18 protein-coding genes and 1 other RNA gene are annotated in these 22550 nt (G+C 30.4%); 6 read left to right on the top strand and 13 right to left on the bottom strand.

Annotated features, from left to right (window positions below; translation table 11 throughout):
• The first annotated feature begins 74 nt into the window (after window positions 1-74).
• Window positions 75-1571 carry a methyl-accepting chemotaxis protein gene (locus tag QEJ31_RS08060; protein ID WP_280589214.1) on the top strand — a complete coding sequence of 499 codons (1497 nt, stop codon included), beginning with the start codon at window positions 75-77 and terminating at the stop codon, window positions 1569-1571.
• Here the strand turns inward: QEJ31_RS08060 and ubiG are convergent.
• The 7 genes from ubiG to QEJ31_RS08025 are packed head-to-tail and all read right to left on the bottom strand — an operon-like array spanning window position 1568 to window position 6927.
• Entirely contained in the window at window positions 1568-2317 is a 750-nt protein-coding gene (gene ubiG, locus QEJ31_RS08055) for a bifunctional 2-polyprenyl-6-hydroxyphenol methylase/3-demethylubiquinol 3-O-methyltransferase UbiG (RefSeq protein WP_280589212.1), read from the bottom strand. The two genes, QEJ31_RS08060 and ubiG, sit on opposite strands and share 4 nt — an antisense overlap.
• A complete protein-coding gene (locus QEJ31_RS08050) occupies window positions 2295-2813 on the bottom strand; it encodes a hypothetical protein (protein WP_280589209.1) in 519 nt (172 codons plus the stop codon). The genes ubiG and QEJ31_RS08050 overlap by 23 nt, the downstream gene beginning before the upstream one ends.
• Window positions 2810-4009: a 3-oxoacyl-[acyl-carrier-protein] synthase III C-terminal domain-containing protein gene (locus QEJ31_RS08045; RefSeq protein ID WP_280589207.1), complete on the bottom strand. Its 1200-nt coding sequence runs from the start codon at window positions 4007-4009 to the stop codon at window positions 2810-2812. Before QEJ31_RS08045 ends, QEJ31_RS08050 begins: the two co-directional genes overlap by 4 nt.
• Before the next feature lie 10 nt (window positions 4010-4019).
• The gene (locus QEJ31_RS08040; RefSeq protein WP_280589206.1) at window positions 4020-5090 is read right to left on the bottom strand and encodes a glycosyltransferase family 9 protein; all 1071 of its coding nucleotides are present in this window, start codon (window positions 5088-5090) and stop codon (window positions 4020-4022) included.
• Window positions 5087-5668, bottom strand: coding sequence for a GNAT family N-acetyltransferase (locus QEJ31_RS08035; RefSeq protein WP_280589204.1), 582 nt, complete (start codon window positions 5666-5668; stop codon window positions 5087-5089). Before QEJ31_RS08035 ends, QEJ31_RS08040 begins: the two co-directional genes overlap by 4 nt.
• A complete protein-coding gene (locus QEJ31_RS08030; RefSeq protein ID WP_280589202.1) occupies window positions 5661-6317 on the bottom strand; it encodes a hypothetical protein in 657 nt (218 codons plus the stop codon). The genes QEJ31_RS08035 and QEJ31_RS08030 overlap by 8 nt, the downstream gene beginning before the upstream one ends.
• A complete protein-coding gene (locus tag QEJ31_RS08025) occupies window positions 6301-6927 on the bottom strand; it encodes a hypothetical protein (RefSeq protein ID WP_280589201.1) in 627 nt (208 codons plus the stop codon). Before QEJ31_RS08025 ends, QEJ31_RS08030 begins: the two co-directional genes overlap by 17 nt.
• Before the next feature lie 57 nt (window positions 6928-6984).
• Between QEJ31_RS08025 and rnhA the strand changes: the two genes are divergently transcribed.
• The 3 genes from rnhA (at window position 6985) to QEJ31_RS08010 (ending at window position 9629) form a co-directional block, all read left to right on the top strand.
• Window positions 6985-7461 (top strand): ribonuclease HI, encoded by a 477-nt coding sequence (rnhA, locus tag QEJ31_RS08020; RefSeq protein WP_280589200.1) that lies wholly within the window; start codon window positions 6985-6987, stop codon window positions 7459-7461.
• A 117-nt stretch (window positions 7462-7578) separates the two neighbouring features.
• Window positions 7579-9189 carry a GMC family oxidoreductase gene (locus tag QEJ31_RS08015; RefSeq protein WP_280589198.1) on the top strand — a complete coding sequence of 537 codons (1611 nt, stop codon included), beginning with the start codon at window positions 7579-7581 and terminating at the stop codon, window positions 9187-9189.
• A gap of 8 nt (window positions 9190-9197) precedes the next feature.
• Window positions 9198-9629, top strand: a complete 432-nt coding sequence (locus QEJ31_RS08010) for a sugar dehydrogenase complex small subunit (RefSeq protein WP_280589197.1) — start codon at window positions 9198-9200, stop codon at window positions 9627-9629.
• On the opposite strand, the gene QEJ31_RS08005 is transcribed toward QEJ31_RS08010, so the two are convergent.
• The 6 genes from QEJ31_RS08005 to QEJ31_RS07980 form a co-directional block, all read right to left on the bottom strand.
• On the bottom strand, window positions 9630-11504 hold the full coding sequence (locus QEJ31_RS08005) for a hypothetical protein (RefSeq protein WP_280593261.1): 1875 nt from the start codon (window positions 11502-11504) through the stop codon (window positions 9630-9632). It lies immediately after the preceding gene.
• 29 nt (window positions 11505-11533) lie between these two features.
• A complete protein-coding gene (locus tag QEJ31_RS08000) occupies window positions 11534-13108 on the bottom strand; it encodes a Ppx/GppA phosphatase family protein (RefSeq protein ID WP_280593260.1) in 1575 nt (524 codons plus the stop codon).
• Complete coding sequence (ppk1, locus tag QEJ31_RS07995; protein WP_280593259.1) at window positions 13108-15441, bottom strand: polyphosphate kinase 1; 2334 nt, start codon at window positions 15439-15441, stop codon at window positions 13108-13110. Before ppk1 ends, QEJ31_RS08000 begins: the two co-directional genes overlap by 1 nt.
• Window positions 15442-16386, bottom strand: a complete 945-nt coding sequence (locus tag QEJ31_RS07990) for a bifunctional riboflavin kinase/FAD synthetase (RefSeq protein WP_280593258.1) — start codon at window positions 16384-16386, stop codon at window positions 15442-15444.
• Window position 16387: 1 nt separating this feature from the next.
• Window positions 16388-19528, bottom strand: a complete 3141-nt coding sequence (glyS, locus tag QEJ31_RS07985) for a glycine--tRNA ligase subunit beta (protein WP_280593257.1) — start codon at window positions 19526-19528, stop codon at window positions 16388-16390.
• 90 nt (window positions 19529-19618) lie between these two features.
• The gene (locus QEJ31_RS07980; RefSeq protein ID WP_280593256.1) at window positions 19619-20362 is read right to left on the bottom strand and encodes a hypothetical protein; all 744 of its coding nucleotides are present in this window, start codon (window positions 20360-20362) and stop codon (window positions 19619-19621) included.
• Window positions 20363-20858: 496 nt separating this feature from the next.
• On the opposite strand from QEJ31_RS07980, the gene rnpB reads away from it, so the two are divergent.
• Window positions 20859-21210, top strand: an RNA gene (gene rnpB / locus QEJ31_RS07975) — RNase P RNA component class A.
• Between the two features lie 65 nt (window positions 21211-21275).
• The gene (gene metK, locus QEJ31_RS07970; protein ID WP_280593255.1) at window positions 21276-22523 is read left to right on the top strand and encodes a methionine adenosyltransferase; all 1248 of its coding nucleotides are present in this window, start codon (window positions 21276-21278) and stop codon (window positions 22521-22523) included.
• Window positions 22524-22550: the final 27 nt, after the last annotated feature.

The following is a 22550-nucleotide window of genomic DNA, read 5'->3' as shown; positions in this document are numbered from 1 at the left end:
CACTAATGCTATAAAATTCTCCCTAAAAAATAAAACGTTTACAATAGAAAAATGAATAGCATGGAGTGCCATAAATGCGGAAAAAAAGTTTAGCTTTTAAAATTATTACGTCTGTTTCAATGCTGATTTTTGTAATTTTATTTGCTTGTTTATACTGTATGTTTATGATCAAAAAAACACAAGAATATGCTAGCGAAACAGGTTTAAGTTGGATGCCAAGTATCGCTTCATTTTCTGATTTAAATGTGACTATTGGTAATTTATCAAGACGGGTTGTCCTTGTTATTGCAGATAGCATTGCTGGTCAAAGAGACAAATATATGGCAAATATAGAAGATATTAATAAATTTAAAGCGGCAATCGAAAAATCATTTGTTGACTATAAACCCCTAATATCACCAGGGGAAGAAAAACTTTACGCAGATACTTTGGCTACTTATAAAGATTATTTAACTTCTTTAAATCAAGAGTTAGAGTTGGTAAAAGAAAGAAGAGGGCTTGAAGCCTTAAATCATTACTATAAAGTGGGCAGACCAGCTTTATTTAACTTTTTAGAGACCCTTGGCAAAGAAGAAAAATTTAATATTAAAGGTGGAAAAGATTCCACAACAAAAGGTGAAAATTTAACAAGTATTACTATTATTACTATGTCTGTTGTTTTAATTGTATCTGTATTAATTTCAATTGCAATTATAATTTCAATTACTAAGTTATCTAAGGATATTCAAAAGTCTTTAGTAAGTTTAAAAAATCAAGGAAATGGTACCATGGAAATAGCAAATACCTTGATGAATAATTCAAAAGTGCTAACTGAATCTGTTTCTGCCCAAGCGGCTTCAGTCCACCAAACAACAGCTGCAATCAATCAAATTACTAGCATGGTAAATAAAACCTCCGAAAATGCGCAACAGTCAGCAGAAGTAGCTAAAGAAGCATCGAAAAAAGCAGAAAATAATATGTCCACTATGAAAAAACTTATGACAAGTATGGATACAATACAAGAATCAAATAATCAATTGCAAAATATTGCCCAAATTATCAATCAAATTCATGCAAAAACTTCTGTTATCAATGATATTGTTTCAAAAACAGAATTACTATCATTAAATGCTTCAATTGAATCAGCCCGAGCAGGGGAATATGGAAAAGGTTTTGCTGTGGTAGCCGAAGAAGTTGGAAACTTGGCAAAGGTAAGTGGAAAATCCGCGAAAGAAATACAAGATTTGATTGTAAAAAGCCAGGAAGAAGTAAATAAAATACTAAGTGTTACTACAGGTAGAATTTCAGATGGCAAACAAGTTACAACAGAGGTACAAGAATCTTTCGTAAAAATTTCTGAAGATATTGTGAATATGGTTACTGTTATAGAACAAATTTCTTCTGCTACAAAGGAACAAGAAATTGGTGTCAGACAAATTACTACCGCAATGACAGAGATAGATAGAACAACGCAAAGAAATCAAACATCAGCAACAGAAACATCAAATACTGCAAATAAAATGGTTGAACAAGGGGAAATGTTGTTACAAACTACAAAAGAAATTCAAGGTTTTATTATGGGTCAAGCTTAATTGCCTAATTTTTGACAATAACCTATATATCCTGCATGAAGAAATTTAGAAAATTTAAAATTAAAATTTTCATCCACTTCTTTTTTAAAAATTAATTTCACAATATTTTTAAAATTAAAAGAGGGATTTAAGCCTTTTATTTCTAATAATTTACAGCTTAATTTATTAAATTCGAAAGTTAACTCACATGGCTTAATAAATAAGTGATGGACATGTAAATTTTTAGGCGTTTCTTTGACAAACCATTCCATTGCTTTAATAACAAAATATTTTGTAAATAAATTTCTGTTAAATGTATGAAAAAAGATGAACCCATTTTTTTTTACAACTCTAACGGCTTCTGCAATTGCTTTTTGGTAATCATCAACATGCTCAAGGACATCTAAAATACAGACCACATCAAATGTTTCATTTGCAAAAGGCAATTCTAATGCATTTGCTTTAATATAGTTAACATTTTTATACTTATTATATTTTCTTGCTACTACCAAAGACTCTTCAAATATATCTACCCCAGTTACATTGTTACTTAATTCAGCTAAATCATTAGCTAATAAACCGCCTCCACATCCTATATCAAGAATTTTACAATTTTTTAGGTCTGCAAAATTTTGTTCAATTTGTAACTTAATCCAAGGATTTCTTAGCTTTGCTTCACTTCTTAGTAACGCAACATAATTTTTCCCTGTATACCATTGTTCGTTCAAGTCTTTATAAATTTCATTATTTATAAGATATTTTTCCATTAATATTCTTATCCTTGTATATAAAATTCCAATATACTATTTGATACAAAAAAAATAGTATAACTAAATAAAACTGAAACTTTACAAAATTGTTTATATTAATTAAATTATTAGACGAAAAAATTTCTATTTTGTTCTCTGAAATTGAACCCCATGTAAAAAATAAAATAATTAATATTATTGGATGTAAAATAAATAATACGGCATGCAAATATTGCTCAAGTGCTGTACACTTATTTAAATGAACAACTTCATCTTTAATTATAATTAAACAGGAAAAAGTGGCAAAAAGTAAATACAACATTATAGTTGTTTTTGTCATTGGCATAAAAAGAATAACTAAATAACATAACAAGAAAAAAAATGTGTCAATTGGGTGTCCTATTCTTTCCCACCTTGGTAGCTTTCTTTTCTGATGAAAATAAAATTCATCAAAAAACATGACAACACCTTGCAAAACCATTAAAAGAATTGAAATTTTATCGATAAAACTCATACCACTCTCATTATAGACCCTGAAACCGTTAAACCCGGGCCAAAGGCTAGACTAATGACTAACTTATTTTGTTCTGGAAAATCTTGTAATATATTTTGCCAAATATGGGGTAAAGTAGCTGATGACATATTTCCATATTGAAATAATATATTTTCGCTATATAAAACAGCTTCTTTAGGCAATTGCAATATTTCTTGAATGTATTGAATAATTTTAGGCCCCCCAGGATGAATTGCAAAAATTGTTGAATTTTTTATTTCAATAAAATTTAATCCAATTTTTGCACACATTTTATTTAAAAATTTTTCTATATTTTCTGAAATAATAGCAGGAACTTTCCCAGATAAAGTCATCAAAAAACCAAATTCAGAGACCTCCCAAGCCATTGCATCTTCTGTTTGTGGAATAATTTCTTCATGGTCAATTAAAAATTCAAAGGCTTTTTCATTCCTCGTTTTTAAATAATTTTCACTATTAAAAATTGAGTACGTAATAAAACCATCGGCAAATAAACTTTGAATAACAAATTGACTTGGATCATGATTGCTTGGGTTAAAATGAAGAGTACAAAGTTCTGTATGGACAATATCTATTCTATCTAAATAAGGATCTTTTTTTAAATAAAAATCACTATTTTTATCATGATCTGCAGACAAAAATCCATTAGCTATTCGCAATGCTGGCAGTGAAGCATAACAGCCCATATGATACGCATGAGTTACTTTAGTTTTCTCCCCCCAATTTTTAATTGCAACAATTTTCTGTGCCGCTGAAGGAGAAACGTAGCCTGTACAACTTACATGAATAATATGTTTAGGTGGTAACATGTTTTCACAATAAAACATTTGAAAAACTTCATCAACAACAGCTGAAAAAAGTTTCATTCGCTCATTTATACCCACCCCAGAAAAAGATTTCTTAAAATCAAATAACAACATATTTTCCCAATCTTGATGAGAATAATCTTGAATTGCAGTTCCTCTATTAGAAATTTTTTCAGGTTTACATGCAAATCGATTACAAATATTTGCTACTTGCTTATATATTTCATCCATTGATTTACTATTAGATTTATTGATATTTCCTTCAATAAATTTGGCATATGAATGCGCCAAAGAAATCCAATTCAAGCCTTCTGCTTGTGGAACTTCATATTTGGGGCGTAGAATGCGAAAATCAGATAATATGAATTGCATAAACCCACCTTTAGAAAAACTGTGGCACCAACTTTTTAACTGATTGTAGCAAAATATACGGAGAAAGCTCTTCCATGCATTTAAAATGTTTTTTCGGACATTGTTTTGTTCCATGTGGCGAGCAAGGATGGCAGGGTAACAAATTATTGTTTGAGTCTTTATAATTTAAATATATACTTTTTTCTGAAGTTGGATAAAAACCAAACGTCCAAGACGTAGGCCCATAAATACTTAAGATAGGAATATTAAAACCAGATGCAATATGCACAGGACTTGAATCATTAGCAATTACAAATGCTGACTTTGCTACTAAATTTGTAAATTCCTGTAAAGGCAAATAGGACGCAGTTTCTAAAACTCTAGTTAACAATAATTTATTTTCAATATTGCTTAAAACATTTTGTACATCATCGTAGTCCTGCTTTCCTCCTGCTAAAATACAAAATAAATTTTTATTTAAGTTCAATATTTCTTCAATTAATTTAGCAAAATGTTTTGCAGGATATTTTTTCGTTGCCCAAACTGATCCTGGAGAAACAATAAAGAATTCCTGTTTGTTGTGTAAAAATTTTGGATTTTTTTCGATAAAAACGACTAAATTATTAGATTCTTTTAAAACTGGACGGGATAATTTAAGTAAATTTTCTTTAATTTTATTACTGATTAAGCTTTCAGGTGCAATATCTAAACAACGCAAACATTCATGTTTTTCTTTCACAAAACTTCTTAATTGCGAATAGACCATAGAAAGGGCTGTATCATTATAGCCAACTTTTTCTTTTACTTTTGCAAAATAGACAATCAAAGATGTTGTTATCGATTTATGTGGAACAAGTAACATATCTAAATTTAAATCTGAAATATCTTGTGCTATTTCAAATATTGAATTTATTTTTTTTAAACCACTTTTTTTATTAACCGTGATAATTTTTTTTAATCTTTTATCTTCTTGATAAAATTGAGCTGCCAATTTTTTTGTAATTAAATATACTTCATGTCCTTCTAAAAATAAACCTTCAATTAATAAACTAGCAAGCACTAAATCACCTAAAAAAGCTGTATGAAATATTCCTACTTTCACAAACTTTTCTCCATAATAACTGCATCTTCTTTATTTTTATAATAATTTTTTCTTGTTGCAATCTGTTTAAAATCGAATTTTTTATAGAAAGTTAAAGCCGCTATATTATTTATCCCAACTTCAAGGAGTACTCTATTCTTCTTATAATTTTCTTGTTTTGTCATAACATTTAACAATATATTGAGTAAAAAATTTGCCACTCCCTTTCCTCTATACTGTCTACCAGAAAAAATATAATCAATTTCAGCTACATCATAATTTATTACTACATTTAAAAATGAAATTAATTTTCCATCTTCAATATACAGAAAAATTGAATTATAATATTCTTCATTTTTATTCTGATAAAATTTTTCAACAAATTTTGTTAGATTACTTAATGAACAAATATAAGGATCATTTTCAGCCAAGTTAAACATTAACTCAGCTAATTCGGGTGAAGGAAGAAAAGAATTAAACTCTTCTTTGGTAATATTTTCATCTTTAAAGTTTTGAAAAGAAAAATCATTTTCCAACGTTACTTTATGAAAAGAGTTCTTCCATTTATAAATAATTAAATGGGTATTTTTTTTATTCATCTTTAATACTTTCAGAATTTTTATTTATCACAGTTGATGGAACCTTCCAAACAAAAGAAGTCGACCATAAAGTTGGATTTTTATTTAATCCTCCTCTAACGTAGTAAAAAGTATTTGCTCTCAATACAAGATGAACAAAATCTCGAATTGTAAATTTAGAAAAAGCGTCTATTCTTTCGGCAACTTCATTCTGTAAATTTTGCCATGGTTTCTTTTTAATAACTTCACTAGAGATATCATCCAATGCTTCAATTGGAATATTAAATAATTTTAATCGATAACTTTCATCCCAAGTTAAGCATAAAAAAATTATTCGTTGAACATCTGCTGGATATGTTAAAAAATCTTTTTCATTTAGTGATGATGACGTTGAAGCAAAACTTGGAGTAAAAGTATCCCAATTTGTTGTCAATGAAATTTTATCTTGGGATAGTAAATTAGATATACTTAAAATAGCTTGAATATCAAGAGATGTATAAACTGATAATCCAGTTTTTTGTCCACAGCTCATTATAGAGCGATTTTTAAAAACTACAGATCCTTCTGGCAATGGTTTGCCAACAGGATTTGTAAGAAGAAGTTTTTGAGAATACAATGCAGAAAAACTTAAAGTAACTAAAAAAATAACAGATTTAATAATTCTCAACATCACCAAAAACCAGCTCCATTCTGTAGATTTGAGCAGTAAAGTCTGACGTTTGAATACCACGCCAATTTTCAAAAATGGTATTAATTGCAAACGAATTACTTAACTTTACACGAAATCCTATACCATACGTAAGAGAAAATTGACCTAAAGAGGATCTTGATTGAATTGCTGACCATGATCGACTACTAAAAAACAAAGTATATCCCAATCCTCCTGTGAAAAAAGGCTGAAAATATTTTTCAACACTATCACCCCATAAAAAATTAAATGATGGAGCACCTTCAATTTTTGAATAGATCGATAAAGGACTTAAATCAGGGTTATCAGAACGTTTCGAAGCCCAATCTGACCATCGAAAATCTAACCCTCCTTTCCACATCCCTCTAATCTTATGCGACATTCCCATTGAAAATCCATAGCCGGTAGCATCATAATTTGTTTTGGTTGCACCAGTTAAAACTTCATTATAAATACCGAGTGTAAAAATTGTTCGAGGAAAAGTTAGATTTTCACTCTTTATGGGAACTAATTTTGCTGAGACATCATCCACCATGGGATAAGTTTTTTCTATGTGGATTTTCTCAGTTTGTGGTGGTAAATCTGCTTGCATTCAATTTCTCTTTCAATTTTTACTAAAATTTAACTGCAAAATTCTTTGCAGTTCTCGATGAAAGCACATTATACAATGACTTCACAAGTTACGCTTTATACAGACGGTGCTTGCTCTGGGAATCCTGGTCCAGGTGGTTGGGCCTGCGTACTTTTATATAATGAGTTACGTAGACGCATTTCAGGTTATGAGCAGTATACAACGAATAATAAAATGGAACTGACTGGGGTGATAAAAGGACTTGAAAGCCTTACTCGCCCTATGCCTGTTCTTATTATCACCGATAGTCAGTATGTCAAAAATGGTTTTACTGAAAAATGGCTCGAAAATTGGCAAAAAAATGGTTGGAAAACAAAATCAGGTAAGCCAGTGAAAAATATTGAACTTTGGATGCAACTTTCTCTTCTGCAAAGAAAACATCACTTGAGTTGGCAATGGGTAAAAGGTCATTCAGGCAATGAATATAATGATATGTGCGATGAGCTCGCTCGAAATGCGATAATTAAAAAAAATGGAATTGATGAAAAATTTTAAAAACCTTTTTTGTATTTATTTTTCTAAAATTAAAATTAGTATTCTTTTGTTAAAAATAATTATTTGTTGACTTAAATAATTAGATTAAGTACAAATTTTTAAAAACAAAAGGTGCTTATGTCTAATAACTATAGTGATGTCGTCATTGTCGGTTCAGGTGTAGCCGGTTCACTTATTGCTTATAAATTAAGTAAACATGGAATAAAAGTAACAATTCTGGAAGCCGGTACATTTCCAGATAGATCGCACGCAATGAAAAAATATTATGAAACAGCTATCAAAATACCTGAATCTGCTTATCAAATTCAACCACATGCACCTTATCCCACAACAATAAATAGTAATTATTTTATTAATAAAGGAAAAGAAAATTTTAAAAGTACATATTTAAGGGTTGCTGGTGGTACTACATGGCACTGGTTGGGTACATGCTTACGCCTTGTTCCAGAAGATTTTAAAATGAAAACAAATTTTAATCTTGGAATAGATTGGCCTATTTCATATTCAGATCTAGAAGAATGGTATTTTAAAGCAGAGCAGGAACTCGGTGTTTCTGGAAATAATAATGAAGATTTAGGATCTCCAAGAAAAAATCCTTACCCCTTGCCAGAAATTCCATTTACACTAAGCGATAAATATTTTACTGAATGTTTAAAAGATACCGATTATAAAATTTGCCATAGTCCTCAAGCTAGAAATTCTGTTGAATTCGATTCACGTCCAGCTTGCTGTGGTAGTGCTAGCTGTATTCCTTGCTGCCCTGTACAAGCTAAATATGATGCAACTATTCATTTAAATAAAGCAATTAAGCATGGAGCTAAACTGATAACTAATGCAGTAGCTTATGAAGTTGTAAGTGATACTACAGGAAAAATAACTGCCATAAATTATAAAAAACCAGATAAAAAAATTGAAAGCATCCAGGGTAAAATATTTATTCTAGCTGCCAACAGCATTGAAACTGCTAAATTATTACTGATGTCAAAAACAGAAAATTTTAAAAATGGAATTGCAAACACTAGTGATCAAGTTGGACGCAATTTAGCAGATCATCCCATTATTTTAATCTATGGTTCAACTCCCAAACCTATTTATCCATTTCGATCACCCTTATCCACAGCGGGTATTGATAAATTTAGAATAGGGGAGTTTCGAAAACATTTTGCCTCGTATAGAATAGAATTACTAAATGATGGATGGAATTTTCCAGAAGGAGGATTTCAACCTTTATTAACTAGTTTGCTTGATCAGGGTTTCTATGGAAAACAATTAAAAGAAGAATTTAATAAAATTGCCTCTAAACAAGTTTCTTTATCAGTTCTAACTGAAATGTTACCTAATCCCGAAAACAGAATAGTTCCTTCTAAAGAAAAATTTGATACAATTGGCATTCCTCATCCAGAAATACATTTTTCATTGGATGAATATACAAAGAAAAGTTTTTCAGATGCAACTAAAAAGTGTATAGAAATACTTGAAAAAAGTAATTGCACAAATATAAAAATCTCGAATAATTGGTATGGAGCAGGTCACGTCATGGGTACTTATCGAATGGGAGATAATGCAAAAGATTCTGTGGTAGATAAAAACTTAGTCACCCATGACCATAAAAATTTAATCCTTGTTGGATCCGGAGTCATGCCTACTACTGGTTCAGCGAATCCTACATTAACTATTGCTGCTTTATCATTAAGATGCGCAGATTTTATAAAGAAAAATCTTATATAGGAAATGGTATGCTAATTCAAAGAAGAGAAATCGGAAAAAAAATACTTTTTAGTATGCTATTATTACCTTTTCAATCAATGGCAAAAAAAAATAAATTTGAAGAAAAATACATAGATACTTTTGGAAAAGTTGCGCTTAAACTTACTGATTTTCCTTTAGACAAAGATTTAATTAAGACATTTTACTACTCTTTAGCAGAAACAGAGTCCAATTTTGGAGTTGAAATAATAAAAATTTATGACACTAGAATAACGAAAAATTCCTCAGAAAAATTAAGTAAACTTGAAAAAAAAATAATATTAACTTTATACTCAGGTAAAGTAGGTAATAAGAAAGTTACCTATACTAATTCTATTGAGTGGTTAGCATTAAGTAATTTTACTAAACCTCCAGGAATATGCGGAGGTTTTTTTGGCTTCTGGAATAAGCCTCCAAAGTAACTATGATTTATAGTATTTCATCATATCAATTTCAACTAAATTATCACTTAGTTGATTACTATATTGAGTAACTTCATTCTTTGAGTCTAAATCTTTAGGTAATAAACAAAGCTCTTCTGCCGAATACAACGCAAAAATATTATTTCGTATTTCATTTTTCAAAACTATATTTTCATTTATATCTGCATTATTACTAGGTATAATACCTTCTATTAACAAATCAGAGTCTAAAAAAACTTTATAAATCTCATTATTCCAAGGTATGATATTTTCTTCCAATTTAAATGTGGAAGAGTTTAAAACATAAGTTCTTTTTTCTTGCAAACTTTCAGCAATGCTTAATTGATCAAATGGTTCAGTTACAACCTGAGTTCTTCCTGAAAAAGACTGAATAAAAGTTGTAAAAAGAATTTCCTTATTATTGCTATCTTTTGATTTTAAGAAAAATTGATATAAGCCAGGTTCTAAACTATGCACAACACCATTTAATTCTAAAGTATTAGATTTAACTATTTCTAAGTTATTATTTTTATCAGATGAAACAGAACTTTCTGCAACAAGGAGCCCATTCATATTTCTAACTTCTATCTTTACAAAACTATTATCAATATTATATTTTTTTAAATCTAAACTAAAAAATATCGAACCAAATTTTTTATTCCCCATAAGATCTAGTGTATTTTTACTAATATGCACATATTTAGGATCAAATATTTTTAATTTTAAAGGATTTTTTTCGTCGACAAAAACTTCCCCTTCAATATAATTATCATAATTTTTAATTCTATTATACATATCTTGGGTATATATTTCTTCTTTAGGTTTTATTATGAAAAACTGATTGAAATTATTTTGATCTAACAAAGAGTAGTTAATTCTAATAAAGTTATCTCCAGTAGCAAAATAACTTAGCTTATTTAGCTCAGAGTTGTCTAAAACCAATTTATTAAATAAGAAGGGTTTTGCATTGTCTTTCTCATTTATCCAAGAATAAGAGTTAACATCGTTTAATGAATAAAGCTCTGTTGGTCTAAGAACTCCTGCAGTTAGATCAAAGAAATTTCCATCTGAAAAAGAAGTAGCTGGTATTATTAAATTGAATCTTTTTTTCTCACCATTTTTTAAAGTAAAATACAAATTATAATTTGGATTATCCGAACAATTTTCTTCATTTTTACTACAAGAGTCTAAATTAAATACACAAAAGTAGCCATTCATAGAAAGAGTTTTTAAATTTGCTGAACTAATATAAAAATCATTAGAATAATTTGCTTGAAATATTTTCTTATTCGCATTTTCTACATAAATGCTAGTTCCCAATAAGTCCCCAGGCGGTAAGCCAATAGCTTGTCCACAAATTCCTGCTTTATTATAAAATTGGGAAGATACTAAAGCAGTTCTTGATTCTGAGGATATTTTACTTTCTAAACTTAAAGGAATTTCATAAAAACTAGAATTCGCATTTGCATAAACATTGACAGTTTTTGAGTAGTAAACGTTATTAGTATCCCAAATTTTTAAAATAATAGAACTACCAATAGGTATATTTGTTAAATTAAAACACCCATTATCACTCGGATAATATTCGTAGAAAATACCATCAGGTTTAGTATAATCTACTCCTAAAATGCGAATAACAATATTTTTATATTGATCATTTTTATTGATGTTGGAATTTTCAAGAACAATTCTTCCTGAAATTCCGTTTTCAATAGTTTTACATTGATTCTGCCCAATAACAACGTTACTAGATTCTTCATCATATTTTTTATCTAAAGGAATATTAACAAACATTTCTTGATTTGCCAAATTAAACTCTGAATATAAGGCAATAAATACTAAGATATAAATTTTAAAGTACTGTTTACGATTCAATGTTATCTTCCCTTTACTTATTATAAAATTTATTGCTCTAACATTAATTCAAGGGAACATGAAAAAACATTTTCAAATGCTTTTTTCTCAATTGCTGCCTCATACATTTCAAGTTCGATATCATGAGTTGCTCTTAAATAAACAACCAAACTCATTTTACTATTAGAATTTTCTCTTACAATAATCTCTTGTATTTTACCTTGCCGACCTCTATCTAGAGAAACAGAAAGTCGTAAAATTGCCGCGCAAATATTAACTGCCTTTTGAATTTCTTTGTCAAAATCACAGTATACTTCATCACTTTCTCTGGGCATTCTTTTCCTATGATAACGTACAATTGTTGCAATTATTTGCATTTCCCTTGTAGTAAACCCAGGGAGAGAAGCATTTCTGATAAAATAAAAAGTATGTTTGTGGTGTCCAGTATGACCAATAAATAAACCACATTCGTGTAAATAAGCCGCTGATCTTAGGAACTCACGCCAAGCACTAGATAAATTGTGCTTAAATAAAAGTTGATCAAATAGACTAATAGCAAAGGAAGTAATATGAAAAGCATGTGCTTCATCAATATGAAACTTTTGGCCAAATGAACGGACGGATCTCCAACGGACATCAGTTGTATCACCTTGTAACCACACCCCATCCCGCAAAATAGTATCAAAAAGAATTCCTTCTCGAAGAGCTGTTAATGAAATAGTCCATTCCCTTATTCCCAATATTTTGGTTATGGAACTTAAAACAAACAGTCCAGCAACAACAATTTCCGCTCTTTTAGTGTCTAAGCCTGGAAGTTGTTTTCTTTCTTTTAATGATCTCGCCTTTAACAAGGCTTCTTTTGCTAGCCAAATTTCTTTTGCAGTTAAAACTGAACCATGCATAGTTTGAAGGGGAGGGGTATTCAAAATCCCAAGCACTAAAGATTTTATTGCTTTTATTGTTCCTGAAGAACCTACGGCTATATCAAATCCAATTCTTTCAACCTCTGAAAGAACGGGCTCTAGTCTAGTATTGATATATAATTCTAAAGATCTTAAATGCTCATCACTTAAAGGATCACTTGCAAGAAACATTTGCGTCAAACGTACACAACCTAATTTTAGGGAAGTTGCAAAACGCTCTTCACCCCATTGTCCAACAACAATTTCAGTTGATCCTCCACCAATATCAATTATAAGTGTAGATTTCCCATGAATAGGTAAACCTTGTTGCACTCCTAAGTAAACTAAGCGGGCTTCTTCGTGTCCAGAAATCACTTCAACATCGATTCCTGTTTTTTTGTATAGTTTTGCAACAAAATCAGATGAATTTTTAGCCTCACGCAATGCACTAGTCCCCACCGCTCTGATTTGAGCTTTAAGGCTATCCGCTACTTCTTTCATTTTTCTTAACACAACTATTGTTTTATTTAAGGCATCAGATGTTAAATTACCATCATCATCAATAGAAGCAGCTAATCTTACTTGGTCTTTTTCTGAAGCAATTATAGTAAAAGAATTTATAGATTCCATATCTACAATAAGCATATGTATACTATTTGATCCAACATCAATTGCAGCTATTCTTTTTTTTTCAAATACTTTTCTATCCGGCAAATTCAACATTACTTTTTCTTCTTTTTCTTAGAACTTTTTGCGCTTAATTCTTCAACAACTAATGAAGGAATAAATCTTTCAGGAATGCGATCAAAATCCTTTTTTTCAAATAAAGGCTTAATTGCCTGATCGTAGGCTATAGATTTTATACCATAACGTCTTGCATATTCAATAAATTTATCTTGACTTCGATATACTTTTTCATTCAAAATAGGTAATTTTCTTATATAAGTACCATCACTTTGCATTTCATGACTTTTGCAGTTATCTAATAAAAATGTAGTTAAAATTCCTGTTAATTTAGACTTTAACTCGGGACTTTCTATGGGCCAAACAATTTCAATTCGCCGATCCATATTTCGTTCCATTAAATCAGCACTACCACAGAAAATTAGAGGGTCTCCGCCATTTTTAAACCAAAATATTCTTGAATGCTCTAGAAATCTATCAATCACGCTTATTACACGAATATTTTCGGATACTCCGGGAACATCAGGCCTTAAGATACAAATACCTCTAATAATTAAATCAATTTTCACTCCTTTTTGACTAGCCCGATATAATGCCTGACATAATTTTACATCAACTAAAGAATTCATTTTAAATATAATATGTGATTGATTTTCAGAACAGTTTTTCTTTTTTTCATTTTCTATCATTTGAATAATTTGCTCTCTTAAACGAAAAGGAGCTACTTTAATTTTTTCAAAATGTGGAATTTTCATTTGAGTTAAATCTTGATCACGAAGTATGTTAAAACCAGTGATAAAATTAAAAACATTCGCTACATCATCACACAATATTGGATCAGTTGTTAAATGACCGATATCAGTATAAAGTTTTGCAGTTGAACTGTTATAATTTCCAGTTGATAAATGGACATATTTTTGTAAGTAATTATTTTTTTCTTTTCTTACAACTAATGTACATTTTGCATGGGTTTTTAAGTCAATAAAACCGAAAACGACATGCGCTCCTGCTCTTTCAAGTCTTTTTGCCCATTCAATATTATTCGCTTCATCAAAACGTGCTTTCAATTCTACCACAACTGTTACTTGTTTTCCTCTTTCTGCGGCATTAGCTAACGCCTCAATAATTGGAGAATCTCCGCCAGATCGATATAATGTTTGTTTTATAGCTAAAACTTTCTCATCTTTCGCTGCACTACGAAGAAAATCTAAAACACTTGCAAATGAATCATAAGGGTGATGTAATAATATATCGCGTTCTTTTATAATATCAAAAATATCTCTACTGGCATCTACTAAATTGATATTCAATCTTGGATTAAAAGCTTCATCTTTTAAATATGGATCTAATCTTTCAATTTTTAGTAACGGAGCTAAATCTCGGATATTAATCATTCCTTCAATTTCATACAGATCAGAAGAATCTAAATCTAAAACAGCGGCTAATTTATTTCGCAACCAATCAGGCATATTTTTTTCATATTCTAGCCTTACAACAGTTTTTTGCTCTCTATCTTTTAATTCATATTCAATAGACTTCATTAAATCTTTTACTTCATGATCAAGTAATTGATAATCTAAATTTCTTGTTACTCTAAACGCATATGCTCCTGTTACCTGAGTCCATGGAAAAAGAGTTGGCATATAATTTTTGATAAGTTCATCAAGTAAAAAAAATCTTTGTTTACTTACTTTTTGTGAAATTGGAATTAAACGCATAATTTTTTGAGGAACTTCAACAAGTGCAAGTAATGGCTCGCCATTATCCGAAACACCCTCAAAAGTAACAGCTAGATACAAAGAAAGATTTGATAAATAAGGAAAGGGGTGAGCAGGATCTATTGCTAGCGGAGTTAAAACAGGAAAAACTTGACTTTCAAAATGAATATCTAATTTTTCTTCTTCAGATCTTGTTAATTCTCCAAATCTTGGAATTGTTATATTGTTCAAACCAAGTTCAGGTAGAATTTCATTCTGTAAGCATTTAGAAAGACGTTTTAATAATCCCCTTACTTTTATTGCTACTTCATCAAGCATTTCTTCAGAATCTTCTTCATCATAGTATAAAGAATTGCTTGGTTTTGAAACTAGTCGCAAAAGACCAGATATTCTTACCATAAAAAATTCATCTAAATTAGAAGCAAAGATAATACAAAATTTTAATCTCTCAATTAAAGGGACTAACTTATTCTCTGCTTCTGATAACACTCTTTCATTAAATGTTAACCATGAAATTTCACGATTAATATATAAATCAGGATCATCAAGATGAATATTTTTATGTACTTGGACATCTTTTTGAAAATTCGAAACATCAATTACTGGAAGATTTTTTTGAGTACTTTTTTCTGTGTTAATTGACTTATTATTCATTTAAATATCCATAAATAAATTCTTCGCCTGTTCAACATCTTTTGTTATTTGTTCTTTAAGTTGATCGATACTTTCAAACTTCATTTCACCACGGATAAATTTTTTCAGAAAAAACTTTACTTCTTTTCCGTAAATATCTTGAGAAAAATTTAAAATATGTGCTTCAATCTGTAACTTTAAACCTTTGGCAATTGTAGGACGAACTCCACAATTCATAACCGCAGGCAATAACTCTTTTGATGATTCAATTTCAACAAAACAAGCATAAACACCATACTTAGGAACAACTAACTCTTCATGAAGATCAATATTTGCAGTTGGAAAGCCTATTAATCTCCCACGTTGATCACCTCGTACAACAGTACCAGGTAAGAAATAGGGACGACTTAACAATTGTTCTGCTTCTTCAACCTGCCCCTGCGAAATAAGTTCTCGAATAGAAGACGAAGACACAACTTTACTAGTGTATAACTTAAATGCTTCAGCTTTTCTAATTTCCCACTGTTCTTTTTCAGCAAATGCTTTCATATGCTCAAAATTCCCTAAACGCTGTTTACCATAGCAAAAGTCATAACCTAAAATGACTGCACAAATATTAAAATTTTCCTTTAACCAATTGCAAAAATCATCTGCAGATAGATTTGCAAAACTTTGATTAAATGGTTGAATTACTACTGCACTCGCACCTGATTCTAGTAATAATTTAACTTTATCTCCGATAGTATTAAGTAACGGCTTACTTACACCAGAAAAATAAACCGCAGGATGCGGATCAAAAGTGACAACCACAATTGGGCTATTTTTTGAAATTTTTTTTAATTCATTTAATAGATGAATATGTCCTAGATGAACTCCATCAAAATTCCCAAAGGTAATAGCAATTTTATTTTTCTTTTGAAGAATATCTTCTTTACCAATAACTTTAAAAGAATTTAATAATTCCATTTTATTGAACCTGAATAAGAGAAAAATCCGCTACTTCCTCATACATGAAACAAAGTCTAGATAGAAGAGTTAAGCGATTATTCTTTAATTTTTCGTCAGGATCATTGACCATCACATTTTCAAAAAATTTCGACATAGGATCTGCTAAACTAGCTAACGAAAGTAACAAATTTTCATAATCTGAATTTTGCTTAAATTCACGTACTTTATTTTCTACACTTTTTAAATTTTCATATAAAGATAATTCTTCATTTGCTTTAAAAAGTGAAATATTTAATTCTTCTTTATTTTGCCAATTTTGAGTTAAATTTTTTGCTCTTTTATATGGAATTAATGCTTCAAGAAGAGACCCTTTTCCATTTTGTTTCAAAGCATGGGTAATTTTTTCAGCAAAATTTCTTACATTAATTAAATGCTCTTCTATTAAAGGTTTTGATAGGGCATCAATAATACGTGTATCAAAATCTTCAATTAAGGAAGCTTTCATTCGTTCAATAATAAATGAATAAATTTTTTGACGACTTTCATTTTTTATAACGTAACTTTCTTCAATCACATTTAAGCATATTTCAACTATTGATTTTAAAGAAATATTTAAATGATTTAATTCTCCCTTTACACCAAGTAGCCTTGATATTGAAAGGGCAAGTCTTCTTAACCCAAACGGGTCTTTGTTACCTTTGACCTCAGCACCATGACAGATCATCATACATAAAGAATCAATTTTATCGGCTAAAGATAAAATAGCACCTTCTAGTGAATTTGGTAGTTCACTAGAAGCTCCTACAGGTAAGTAATGTTCTTCAACTGCTTTCGCAGCCTTTTCTGATTTTAATTGATTATTCAAAATATTTTGTTCTTTTATTAAAATACCACCCATTATACCTTGCATTTCATCTGGGAATTCTTGAACACAACCTGTTTTTAAATCAGCTTTACAATATTCGGCTGCTTTTTCTAACACTACAAAGTCAAGATCAGCTTTTAGTTCTTGGCAAATATTAGCTGAAATTTTAATCAACCTTTCAGATTTATCAAATAATGTTCCCATATTAGCATTAAATAGTTGATCTTTTAGCTTAGAACGCAAATCAAATAATGGCGTTTTTAAATCAGTATCATAATAAAATGCACCATCTTCTAAACGTCCAATGACAACAGTTTTAGTTCCCTCTATCATTTCAGCTTTTTTTGTACAAGCGTAATTAGCTGCGCCTATATAATAAGGTAACAAGTCATTAGTGTTTTCTTTAACCACTGAAAAATAATTCATATGTTCACGAAGAACACTTGTTATTAAAGGCTTTGGTAATCGTAAATATTTGGGATCAAAATCAGCAATAAACAAATCTGGATTTTCAAATAAACCTAAGCATTTTTTCAATAGCATATCATCAGGTTTAATTTGTCCGTTAACTTGCCTAGCTAATTTAATAGCATCATTTTCAAATTTTTCTTTCCTACTTTTAAATGCAGGTACAACTGACAATTCAAGTAATATTTTCTCATAATTTTTTGCATTATCTATAGCTGTTAATTCTGGGAATAATATTCTTTGTCCACAAGTTAAACGCGCTGACTTAATACCAAACATTTCAAATTCAATTACAAGATCATTTACTAATGCAAGTACCCAACGTACTGGCCTTATGAATTGAGGGCTAATATTTTGCGGTAACCATTTCATTTTTAAAGGTGCTTTTAATTCATAACACCATTCTTTAAATTTTTCAGCTAAAAGTAAAGGAAAATCTCTTCCAATAACTTCTTTTGAAGCAAACAAAAAAGTACCATCATTTTTCTTTTTAAATTCAATTAAAGAAGAATCTATATTATTTTTTTTGCAAAAACCTATACCAGCTTGAGTTAAAGTACCATCAGAATTTCTAGCAATTCTCTCTGCAGGGCCCCATATTTCCTCTATTCTTGATTTTTCTTGCTTAGGAATATTTAAATATTGTATACTTAGTCTTCGCGCAGAAATTTCCACTTTATAATTAGGAAAATCTGACGAATTTTGCGAAAAATTATTTTGCCAATTTAAATTATTTGTATTAATAAAATTAATAATTTTTTCTTCTATTTCTGCTTTTGCAGAAAGTTGAAATGCTGGAGGCATTTCTTCAACACCAAGTTCAAAAACTACATTTATTCTGTCATTATTTCCTAGTTGCTCAAGATTTTTGTATATTTTAGTTTCTTTTGGAACGGTTAAGATATTTTGACTTCCTAAAGGAAACAATGGTTGTCGAGCATCGGTATCAAGTCTATCTAGCATAGGAAAGTTTAATTTTTCTCTTGCACTTCTATATTGTATTGCACATTTTTTTGCACAATCCCTTACTCGACCTATATATCTTTGTCTCTCACTAACTGAAATAGCACCTCTTGCATCTAGTAGATTAAATGCATGAGAAGCTTGTAGAACATAATCGTAAGCAGGTAAGACAAGATTTTTCTCACATAATTGAGAGACTTTTTCTTCACATTTTTCAAAATGATCAAGCAATTCTTTAATATCTGCTTCTTTAAAATTAAAATGAGAAAATTCAAATTCATTCTGATAAAAAATATCTCCATAGGTGAAATGCTCATTAAAAGGTATTTCTAGAGCATTTTTATAACCTTTTGAATACATATACAGACGTTCTAAACCATAGGTTATTTCACCACATACAACATCAATATCTAAACCTCCAAGTTGTTGAAAGTAAGTAAATTGAGTTACTTCTTGGCCATTTGCTCTTATCTCCCAACCGAGCCCCCAAGCTCCAAGGGTAGGACCTTTCCAATCATCTTCCAACAAACCTATATCATTTTCTTTTAAATTAATTCCAACATGTTCCAGCGATTTAAGAAAAATATCCACAATATTTGCCGGTGAAGGTTTTAATAAAACCTGCAACTGATAGTAATGTTGAAAGCGATACGGACTTTTTCCGTATCTCCCATCAACAGGTCTTCTACACGGCTGTACATAGACAGAACGCCATGGCTCCGGCCCAATTCCTTTTAAAAATGTGTGAGGATGAAACGTCCCTGCTCCCATATTTGCATCATAAGGTTGACTCCAAATGCAGCCATGATTAACCCAATAATTGCAAAGAGATATAATAAATTCTTGAAAATTCTTAATTTCCACAGGGCACACCTTTCACACAAAAATCAAAAAAAATTCCACGCTTGATCGTTTACACTATTAACTCGAATTAGAAAAGAAAGTTAAGTTTTATCAACCGAATTTTTTTAGCTTAGACAATACCATTCTCGCTTCGTAACGTACAAAAGAACCTACCTCGCCTAAATAGTAGGCATTACTCCGCTTTTTAGCTATGATATTTCTTATTATTAACAAAGATAATAATTTTTTAAAAGAACTTAAATTCCAAATTCGACATTCAGGTTCTCCTTCTATTTCTGTAATTAGAATTTCTTTATTAGAAGTTAATAGATTGGAGACAAAATTTTCTATAAAAGAAATATCTTCTATTAAAAATTTTTCTACAAATACATCAAATCGACCTCCATCTTGAGTAATCAAACAACCTTTCGTGTTCTCAGAAACATCAGGGCGTAATTCACTCATTGCAAGATAAACTAAATGAGAAATAGTATGACTGATTGATACTGAAGCCCGATAATCTTTGTTAATTTTTACTAAAATTTCTCCACTATCTGGTAAGCAATCATAATCATCAGAAGAAATTTTAATTTGAATTTCACTTTCGACATTGATTAAGGGAAAATCTTTTCGAATAATCGTCCTACCTTTGCCAATCACTTTTCTTGTATCAATAAAAGAAAATAATTTATCGTTGAAAAGAAATGAACCAATATCACCAACTTGTCCCCCACCTTCTGGATAGGCTATTGAACGCTTTAATGCTAAAGAATCGTCTGATCTTTTTTCAAAAAAGCTTTTAGCTTGAAAATGATACGGATGAGAGTAATAAAGCTTTTCTGTTATATAAGTCATACTAACCTCAATAAACAATCGAAATATTTACAAAATAAATTTTAATACGGTATTACTTATCTCTAGGAATCATAATTATTCTTTAGAAACTTTTTAAATAATTATTTGGTTAAAAATATTATTAAAGAATTTTATTTTAAAAAAAATTTCACTTTGTTACTTTTTATGTTTTTCTTTCTTATAAATTTTTTAAAAAAATTTTCTAAATTCAAACATGTTTTTTTTCGATCCTGAGAAATTTATAAACCAATAGAAAATATTACTAAAAAATAAAAAAATCAAGTTTATCTCTTTAGAAATGAATTTAGAATTATATCTTTCAATTCGCAATTTAAAATATCTTTTTTGCATGTCTTGAGAAGACCATTAAACTAATGACTGAGTGGAGTTTTAAAATCTACTTGTCGCCAATAGAAATCTCAATTAGATAAAAAAAAGGCTAAAATATTTTAAATCTTCCTTGCTTTGCTGGGTTCCAGATATTAATGGTGAGAATTCGGGTAATTCAACTACAACGCGTCCTAACTTGTTAGGAGTGAGGAAAGTCCGGACTTCATAGAGCAGAATGCTGGTTAACGACCAGGCGGGGCAACTCGACGGAAAGTGCAACAGAAAATAAACAGCCGAAGTCGCAAGACTGGCAATGGTGAAATCGTGAGGTAAGAGCTCACGGATATTGGTTGGCAACAATCAGTCTGGCAAACCCCATTCGAAGCAAGGCCAAATAGGGGTGGAGAATTTGCTCGATTCAATGACACTCGGGTTGGCTGCAAAGAATGTTATGGCAACATAGCATCAAGAGAAATTGTAGTTTAAAACAGAATCCGGCTTATGTATTACCCGATTTTTTTTGTTACCTTTAATAAATTAAAGTTAACCCTTCTGCAGCGGTTGATATGAAAGGAAATACAATATGTTTCAACGCTCGCTTCTTAACAAGACATTTTCTCCAGAAGTTACCTATTTCACATCAGAAAGTGTTAGTGAAGGCCATCCTGATAAAGTGGCTGATCAAATTTCTGATGGTATTTTAGACGAACTTTTAACTTTTGATCCAAGAGCAAGAGTTGCATGTGAAGCTCTTTGCAAAACAGGTCTTGTGGTAATTGCTGGTGAAATAACAGTGAATCCTGAGACTGTTCATACAAATGAACTTAAACTTAAAAGAAAAATGAAAAGTTATTCTGATATAGCAAGAAATGTTATAAAAGAAATTGGTTATAATGATCCTGATAACGGCTTTGAATATCGAAGCTGTGGTGTAATTGTTGCTGTAGATCAACAATCTCCGGATATCGCTCAAGGTGTAAATGAAGGCGAAGGTCTTCATAAAGAACAAGGAGCAGGAGATCAAGGTATGATGTTCGGCTACGCAACAAATGAAACTCCGGAATATATGCCTGCTACTCTTCAATACGCACATTCTATATTAAGAAACTTATCAAAAGCTCGAAAAGAAGGAAATGTAAATTGGTTACGACCAGATGCAAAATCTCAAGTTACTGTTGAATATCATGACGGTAAAATGAAAAGAATTGACACTGTTGTTGTCAGTACAATGCATTCCGAAAATGTAACTCAACAAGAAATTAAAGAGTATGTAATTGAGAAAATTATTAAAAATACTATTCCTCAAAATCTATTAGATTCCAACACTAAATACCATATTAATCCAACTGGAAAATTTGTTATTGGTGGTCCACAAGGTGACTGTGGATTAACTGGAAGAAAAATTATTGTTGATACCTATGGTGGTCATGGTGCTCATGGAGGAGGTGCTTTTTCTGGAAAAGACCCTTCAAAAGTAGATCGTTCCGCAGCATACATGGGGCGCTATATAGCAAAAAATATTGTTGCAGCTGGTTTAGCTGATAGAGCTCTTGTTCAAATAGCGTACGCAATCGGCGTTGCTCAACCTGTAAGTGTAAATGTGAATACATTCGGCACAGAAAAAGTTGCACGAATTAAAATTGAAGAAGCCATCCAAAAAGTATTTAATATGACTCCCGCAGGAATTGTTAAAACATTTAATCTATTGAACCCTCAAGAAAATGGTTACACTTATCATGAAACTGCTTCTTATGGGCACTTTGGTAGAAATAACTTTCCTTGGGAAAAAATAGATAAAGCAACGGATTTGAAAAAAATTTGTTTAGCTTAATTTATTCAATTAGATAATTATTTTAAT

This window comes from Pigmentibacter sp. JX0631, assembly GCF_029873255.1.
Classification (GTDB): domain Bacteria; phylum Bdellovibrionota_B; class Oligoflexia; order Silvanigrellales; family Silvanigrellaceae; genus Silvanigrella.
The sequence above is the reverse complement of the archived record's forward strand: the minus strand, read 5'-3'. Positions and strand labels throughout refer to the sequence as shown.